Genomic DNA, 6774 nt, shown 5'->3' with positions numbered 1-6774 from the left:
CGGTGGAAGAGGCGTTGCGCCTGAAGGAAGCCGGCAAGGCGACCGAGGTGGTGGTGGTCTCGATCGGTCCGGCGCAAGCAGCCGAGACGATCCGCACCGGTCTGGCGATGGGCGCCGATCGCGGCATCCTGGTGAAGGTCGACGGCATCGTCGAGCCGCTTGCCGTGGCCAAGCTGCTGCAGAAGCTGGTCGAGCAGGAAGGCCCCGGCCTCGTCATCCTCGGCAAGCAGGCGATCGACGACGACGCCAACCAGACCGGCCAGATGCTGGCGGCGCTGCTCGGCTGGCCGCAGGGCACGTTCGCCTCGAAGGTCGAGCTTGGCGCGGACAATGTCGACGTCACCCGCGAGGTCGATGGCGGCCTGCAGACGGTCAGCTTGAAGCTGCCGGCGATCGTCACCACCGATCTGCGCCTGAACGAGCCGCGCTATGCCTCGCTGCCCAACATCATGAAGGCGAAGAAGAAGCCGCTCGACGAGACCACGGCCGAGACGCTCGGTGTCGATGTGAGCCCCCGCCTGAAGGTTCTGAAGACGGTCGAGCCGGCCGGCCGCTCCGCCGGCATCAAGGTGACCTCGGCCGCCGAACTCGTCTCCAAGCTCAAGACCGCCGGGGTGATCTGATGACCACGCTGCTGATCGCCGATCACGACAACGTCTCGATCAAGGACGCCACCGCCAAGGCGCTGAGCGCGGCTTCCCAGCTCGGCGGCCCTGTCCATATCCTCGTCGCCGGTGAAGGCGCCAAGGCAGCCGCCGATGCGGCTGCCAGGCTCGCCGGCGTCGAGAAGGTGCTGCTCGCCGATGACGCGGCTTACGGCCATGCGCTGGCCGAGCCGCTCGCTGCGCTGATCGTCAAGCTGGCCGATAGCTACGACGCGATCGTCGCGCCCTCGACCACCACCGGCAAGAACGTGCTGCCGCGCGTCGCCGCCCTGCTCGACGTGATGCAGGTCTCGGACGTCACCAAGGTCGTCTCCCCCGACACCTTCGAGCGCCCGGTCTATGCCGGCAACGCCATCCAGACGGTGCAGTCCACGGACGCCAAGAAGCTGCTGACCATCCGCACGGCCTCCTTCCAGGCGGCCGGCGAAGGCGGCGCGGCCGCGGTCGAGACCGTCTCGGGCGCAGAGAACCCCGGCAACTCGTCCTTCAAGGGCGAGGAGGTCGCCAAGTCCGACCGTCCGGAGCTGGCTTCCGCCAAGATCATCATCTCGGGCGGGCGCGCACTCGCCTCCTCGGAGAACTTCACCAATGTGATCGAGCCGGTCGCCGACCGGCTGGGCGCCGCGATGGGCGCCTCGCGCGCCGCGGTCGATGCCGGTTATGCCCCCAACGACTGGCAGGTCGGCCAGACCGGCAAGGTCGTGGCGCCCGAGCTCTACATCGCGGTCGGCATCTCCGGCGCGATCCAGCACCTCGCCGGCATGAAGGATAGCAAGGTCATCGTCGCCATCAACAAGGACGAGGAGGCCCCGATCTTCCAGATCGCCGATTACGGCCTCGTCGGAGACCTCTTCACTATCCTGCCCGAACTCGACGCAGAGCTATAACGCTCTGCTCGGGAGCGATGGTGCTGCGGGGTTCTTTCCTGCCCTCCACGTCAACACTCGCTCGATTGCTCCTCCGCTGCTCGCAGAAAGACGTCGCATGCAGATTCGAGTGCAGGTAGGGCGATGGCGATGAGCCGCAGCCTGCGGGAGGCTAGCGTCGGCATTTGCTGAAGCATGCCGACGCTTCGTTGACAGATTGCTCTTCGCAAGAGCCACGCTCCAGCCAGTACGATTGCAACCTGGGGCAGACGATCGCTTGGGGCCATCCCTCATCGACGCCTGCATTGCCATGTGCCTCGCCAACGCGCGAAGGCGGCGATAGCCGGCATCCGCTTGCCCGAGCTCGGGCACGTCGTACATGTCGATTTCGGCCGCGTCCGGGGCCGGCCCTCCCTCAAATTCGTCAGACGGCACAAAGACGCCTCCGAACTGAGAGTGAAACGCCCGGCCGATCCATGCCTCTCCCAAGGGCGCTGTGGGCATGGATTTTCTCGCCTCCACGGCGAACCGGGAGTGCTGAAGCGAGTTGACCGCATATACGCCGAGGCGAGGAGCAACCAGATGTCGGAGCGCGGCGTGGCATTTGTCGAGCGGTGGATCGCCGAGAACATTTCGTCCGAGGATTTCCTCGAGCAAGGAGTGGATGCACGCTTCGATATTTTTACCCGGAGCGCGCTCGCCGCAGCTCGACAGTCCGGCATACCCGAGGGCGAGATTCTGGAGGAATTTCCAGACCTGTCCTCCAGGATGGCAGAGGCAGTTCAAGGCGCAGCCGATAACGAACTTCGCCGACAGGTCGAGAATGACGACTGATCGGCCAAGACGACACAGAAGCGGCTTCCGCTGGTGCGACGGGCTGGCGCTTGTTGCAGGCGCGGTCGGTATCGTCGTGGCGCTCAACCTGGCCAGCGGCGGCGGCCGCCCGGACGCTCGCGAGCGCCGATATGCCGCCAAGGCGCAATCACGTTCGGGCGAAGGCGCATTGGCTTCGGCGCCAACCGACATCCCGCCTCGCGGCTGGTGGGAAATCCTCCGCCGGACATATACGGAAGCGGATCGAGACAGGGTCCGTGCCGTCGCGGCCGGCGTCACATTCTACGGTCTTCTCGCCCTCTTTCCCGCACTGACCGCGTTCGTCTCGATTTATGGGCTTGTCAACGACCCCGCTTCGATCGGCGGCCAATTGGCAGGGCYGGGCGCCTTTCTTCCGGCCGGTGCGATAGAATTCCTGGCAGATCAGATTTCCCGCATCGGCAACGGTGGGAGCGCAACGCTCGGATTTGCCTTTTTCCTCAGCCTCGGCTTGGCGCTCTGGAGCGCCAATGCCGGCGTCAAAGCGCTGTTCGATGCGCTGAACGTGGCCTATGGCGAAGACGAGAAGCGGGGCTTCTTCAAGCTCAATGCGATTTCGCTCGCCTTCACGGCCGGCATCATCGCGTTCCTGCTGGTCGCGCTGGGTGCCATCGCGGCCATCCCCATCGTGCTGGATTACGTCTACATGGGTGCCGCGAGCGAGTGGCTCATATCGATCGGCCGTTGGCCGTTGCTCTTCGTCGTGCTCGTCGTCGGCCTTGGTATTCTCTACCGCTTCGGGCCAAGTCGAGACGATGCGCAGTGGAAATGGGTGAGCCCCGGCGCCTTGGTCGCAGCGGTTGCCTGGGTGGCCGGGTCGATTCTGTTCTCGTGGTACGTCGCCAATTTCGAGGACTACAACAAGACCTATGGCACCATCGGAGCCGTTATCGGCCTGCTGACCTGGATGTGGCTATCGGCGACCATCCTGCTTGTCGGGGCGGAGCTGAATGCCGAGGCTGAGCGACAGACGAACCGTGACACAACCAAGGGGCCTCCGATGCCCATTGGAATGCGGGGCGCGGACGCTGCCGATCGCAAGAGCTGATCGGCCGGACAGTTTGTAAGAGCGACGTCCCGGAGTGTTGTCGGCCCTCGGCCCTAGGTTTTAGTCGCTTGCCTCCTGAGGTACGGCCCGCCATGTTACCGACTTCGACAAGGAGAGCGAAATGGCGACAGGCACAGTGAAATGGTTCAACTCGACGAAAGGCTTTGGTTTCATCCAGCCTGACGACGGCGGTCAGGATGTCTTCGTTCATATCAGCGCCGTCGAGCGCGCTGGTCTCCGTGAACTGCGGGAGGGGCAGAAGATTTCCTACGAGATCGTTGCCGACAAGCGTTCCGGGAAGTCTTCGGCGGAAAACCTGAAGGCGGAGTAGCCGGTTCTCCGGCATTCGATTGGCCTCGCCGTGACTCAGGCGGGGCCGCTGGCCGCCTTCATGAGGGGGCGGCCAGGCTAATCGGGCGCGACGCCTTCCGGCGCGTCGATGACGCTCTGAATGAGCCGAGACGTACCCCTCTCAACAGGAACAATCATTCATCGAGCAGGGTTACATGCCGACAGCAAGATCGGGATGCCCAATGAGACCCGCCGATGTGATTGCCAAATATGCCAGCGCTGAAATCGGCGTGCTGCTGCAGCATCGCGACAAGCACGCTGGCGATATCGATTCGGCTTACTGGGTCGAGTACCCTTCCATTGAACATGCCATCGAAGCGGTTGCTGACGACCTGTTTGACGGCCGTGTCGAGAAGATGACCGCGAACGGCGAAGTGCTTCCCGACGCAGAATTGGCCGCTCTGACCGACTGAACGAGCCATCGCCTCGACTTCTCCCACCTGCCGCAAACCAAAATTCATTAGGAACGAGCAATGCGAACACCGATCTCAATCGCTGTGTTGGGCCTTCTATGCGTTGGGTGCACCACGCAGCCCGCGAACTACGCCGGATCGCTCAATCATTCAGACAGGAAATGGCAAAGCGCCGCCTGCAAGGACGGCAGGCAGAAGGCCGAGAGCTACGATGCCGAAGAGAAGGAGCGGTTGAAGTCGTCGGTGATGATAGGATTCCTGAGCCCATCGGGCGCACTCGCGACGGTCAACGTCACCAACCAGCAGAATATTCGCCGCAAGCAGTTCAATCGTGATCTGCACCTGAGGTGCTCGAGCTCTCCGCTTCCGGAGGATCTGACCAACATTCCCGAGATTCAGCCCCCTCCGATGCTCGACACCGGCAGGGGCAATTGAACAATCGACCAACGAGGGGTGCGCTAACTCCTCGTTCATCACGATCCATCGCATTTTACGGAACTTCGGAACGGGATTGCTGGCCGGGGAATTGGTCCGTCAGAAGGAGGACGGTCCGATGCATTATCGCGTTTCCCTGGACTTATGGCTTTGGCTCGGTGTTGCGCTCAACCTCGCACTTATGCTGGCCGCCACCCTGCGCCCGGTTTCGGCGGGATGAGCGGGCGCGCTTCCAACCGGGAACATTAGATGCGGGCCACCCGTTGCCTGATCAAATCCACGACCAGGAGGATGAGATGAGGGACGGAAACGGCAACCCACTGACGCCCGAACAGGAAGCTGCGATCAAATCGCGAGAGCCGGCGAAGAAGGATGCTGCCGGCCAGTACGCGAAATCGCAGGCTGAGCCCAATCGGGACGGGCTCGTGAGCGCAAACCCTGTGGTGCTATCTGGCGACGGCGACGCCACGCCCGGGAACGGGCATGGTCGCGACCGCAATGATGATGGCCCCCGAATCTGTCTAGGAACGGATTCGATTGCCGAGTCATCGGCCTTCTTGCCGATAGACAGTCATGGCATCATCCCGACTCTGGAACCAAAACCCTGGAGCTGTGATGCCGGAAGCCAATGCCGCACCAGCCATTCTTGACGAGGCACCACCGCATCCCGAGGAGATCAGGTCTGAATTCGACCTGCGCGTCGGCAAGCACATTACCCTGCAAGGGAAGGCGCGGATTACGCCCGCCGGTCTCATCTGCTCGGGGCTTGCCGTCGCGATGGTGACATGCGCCCTGGCCTATCTCGCTCGGTCGGTTCCACGGCGGCGCCGGCAAATGCCGGCGCAGCGGCCAACGGCATTCGGACATGAGCACGACCTGAGACGCGGTCGTCGCAGTCCGGTTTGAACGCCTGAATTCGATTGTTCGAGTCGGGCTGCAGTCCTCGTGGAACATCTGGTCGCTTCATCGGTATGGCTTGAGCCTTCTAACGGCTCTTGGGGTGCAGATGAAAACCGACCTGCCGCGCAGCGCTTATGTGCAACTGCAGAAGCTGATAACCTCGCTTGTCGGGTCATTACTTGCGGCAGCTATCCTGTTGGCATTGCCTGCGTTTGCCCTGACGGCTGACGAGATCAATGCGGTAACCTTCGCCGACAGGAACACGCAGGTCGAAGTGGGGCCGGTTCCCTTTGTGGCAAAGGCGCAGATCCTGCTCAGCCGCCGCAGCATTTCCCCAGGGGTCATCGATGGTGTCGACGGCGAGAATTTTCGCAAGGCTGTCGCGCAGTTTCGGCGTCAGCAGAATTTGCCCGAAGGCGATGAGATCGACGAACTGGCCTGGCTGAGTCTCGGCGGGGACACGATTCGTGACGTGATCGCCGAATACACGCTGTCGGCGAAGGACGCGTCCTACGATTTTGCCGACGCGATCCCCCGCGACTATGCCAGGCAGGCGAAGATGAAGCGCCTGTCCTATACGAGCCCGCAGGAGATGCTGGGCGAACGTTTCCATATGAGCGAAGCGCTGCTCAACGCCCTGAATCCGCGCGGATCATTCACCGAAGCCKGGACACGTCTCCTGGTGGCATCGGCGCGTCGCGCGCCGGAAGTCGGGTCCGCTCTGCGGATCGACGCGGTCAAGAGCACGGGGATGGTCATTGTCTTCGGGGCGGAAGACAGAGTGCTGGCGAGCTACCCGGCGACCATTGGCAGCGAGGACAACCCCTCTCCATCGGGCGAATACACCGTTGAGCGAGTCGCGAGGAACCCGAATTATACTTACGATCCCGAGAAGAATTTCCAGCAGGGCAAGAACACCGAAACGCTCGTCCTGCCGCCCGGTCCAAATGGTCCCGTCGGGACCGTCTGGATCGCCCTGTCGAAGCCGACATTCGGAATCCATGGCACGCCGGAACCATCCAAGGTCAGCAAGACGACCTCGCATGGCTGCGTAAGGTTGACGAATTGGGATGCTGAAGAGCTGGCCGATCTGGTTAAGCCGGGCGTCGCGGTTCGCTTCGTCGATTGATCGGCATGCGTCGTCCGCGTTCGTGGCGCACTCTTCTGATCGCAGGCGGCCTCTGCGCGCTTCCTTGCTTTTGGGTGTCCGCAACCGAGGCCAG

General features: G+C 62.8%; 9 protein-coding genes. All 9 read left to right on the top strand.

What is annotated here, in order from left to right; all coding sequences use genetic code 11:
• Positions 1-623 (top strand): electron transfer flavoprotein subunit beta/FixA family protein (locus AC1DVA_RS20905; RefSeq protein ID WP_476807130.1); only part of this gene is annotated, 623 nt, incomplete at its 5' end.
• The gene (locus AC1DVA_RS20900; protein WP_476807129.1) at positions 623-1552 is read left to right on the top strand and encodes an electron transfer flavoprotein subunit alpha/FixB family protein; all 930 of its coding nucleotides are present in this window, start codon (positions 623-625) and stop codon (positions 1550-1552) included. The genes AC1DVA_RS20905 and AC1DVA_RS20900, both read left to right, overlap by 1 nt.
• A gap of 561 nt (positions 1553-2113) precedes the next feature.
• Positions 2114-2365 (top strand): hypothetical protein, encoded by a 252-nt coding sequence (locus AC1DVA_RS20895; RefSeq protein ID WP_265050356.1) that lies wholly within the window; start codon positions 2114-2116, stop codon positions 2363-2365.
• A 76-nt stretch (positions 2366-2441) separates the two neighbouring features.
• Positions 2442-3452 (top strand): YihY/virulence factor BrkB family protein, encoded by a 1011-nt coding sequence (locus AC1DVA_RS20890; RefSeq protein ID WP_476807128.1) that lies wholly within the window; start codon positions 2442-2444, stop codon positions 3450-3452.
• A gap of 121 nt (positions 3453-3573) precedes the next feature.
• Positions 3574-3783, top strand: coding sequence for a cold-shock protein (locus tag AC1DVA_RS20885; RefSeq protein WP_265050358.1), 210 nt, complete (start codon positions 3574-3576; stop codon positions 3781-3783).
• Positions 3784-3985: 202 nt separating this feature from the next.
• Positions 3986-4216, top strand: coding sequence for a hypothetical protein (locus tag AC1DVA_RS20880; protein WP_476807127.1), 231 nt, complete (start codon positions 3986-3988; stop codon positions 4214-4216).
• Between the two features lie 60 nt (positions 4217-4276).
• Positions 4277-4651, top strand: coding sequence for a hypothetical protein (locus AC1DVA_RS20875; RefSeq protein WP_265050360.1), 375 nt, complete (start codon positions 4277-4279; stop codon positions 4649-4651).
• A gap of 615 nt (positions 4652-5266) precedes the next feature.
• Entirely contained in the window at positions 5267-5557 is a 291-nt protein-coding gene (locus tag AC1DVA_RS20870; RefSeq protein ID WP_265050361.1) for a hypothetical protein, read from the top strand.
• Positions 5558-5657: 100 nt separating this feature from the next.
• Positions 5658-6680: a L,D-transpeptidase family protein gene (locus AC1DVA_RS20865; RefSeq protein WP_476807126.1), complete on the top strand. Its 1023-nt coding sequence runs from the start codon at positions 5658-5660 to the stop codon at positions 6678-6680.
• The last annotated feature ends 94 nt before the right edge of the window (positions 6681-6774 follow it).

Source organism: Allobosea sp. P4_C6, from assembly GCF_056402015.1.
Note: the sequence above shows the minus strand (reverse complement) of the source record. Positions and strands in the feature narration are given on the sequence as shown.

Coding starts and splice junctions, on each gene's coding strand:
- AC1DVA_RS20900 (WP_476807129.1), top strand. CDS start 623: ATGACCACGCTGCTGATCGCCGATCACGACAACGTCTCGATCAAGGAC.
- AC1DVA_RS20895 (WP_265050356.1), top strand. CDS start 2,114: ATGTCGGAGCGCGGCGTGGCATTTGTCGAGCGGTGGATCGCCGAGAAC.
- AC1DVA_RS20885 (WP_265050358.1), top strand. CDS start 3,574: ATGGCGACAGGCACAGTGAAATGGTTCAACTCGACGAAAGGCTTTGGT.
- AC1DVA_RS20880 (WP_476807127.1), top strand. CDS start 3,986: ATGAGACCCGCCGATGTGATTGCCAAATATGCCAGCGCTGAAATCGGC.
- AC1DVA_RS20875 (WP_265050360.1), top strand. CDS start 4,277: ATGCGAACACCGATCTCAATCGCTGTGTTGGGCCTTCTATGCGTTGGG.
- AC1DVA_RS20870 (WP_265050361.1), top strand. CDS start 5,267: ATGCCGGAAGCCAATGCCGCACCAGCCATTCTTGACGAGGCACCACCG.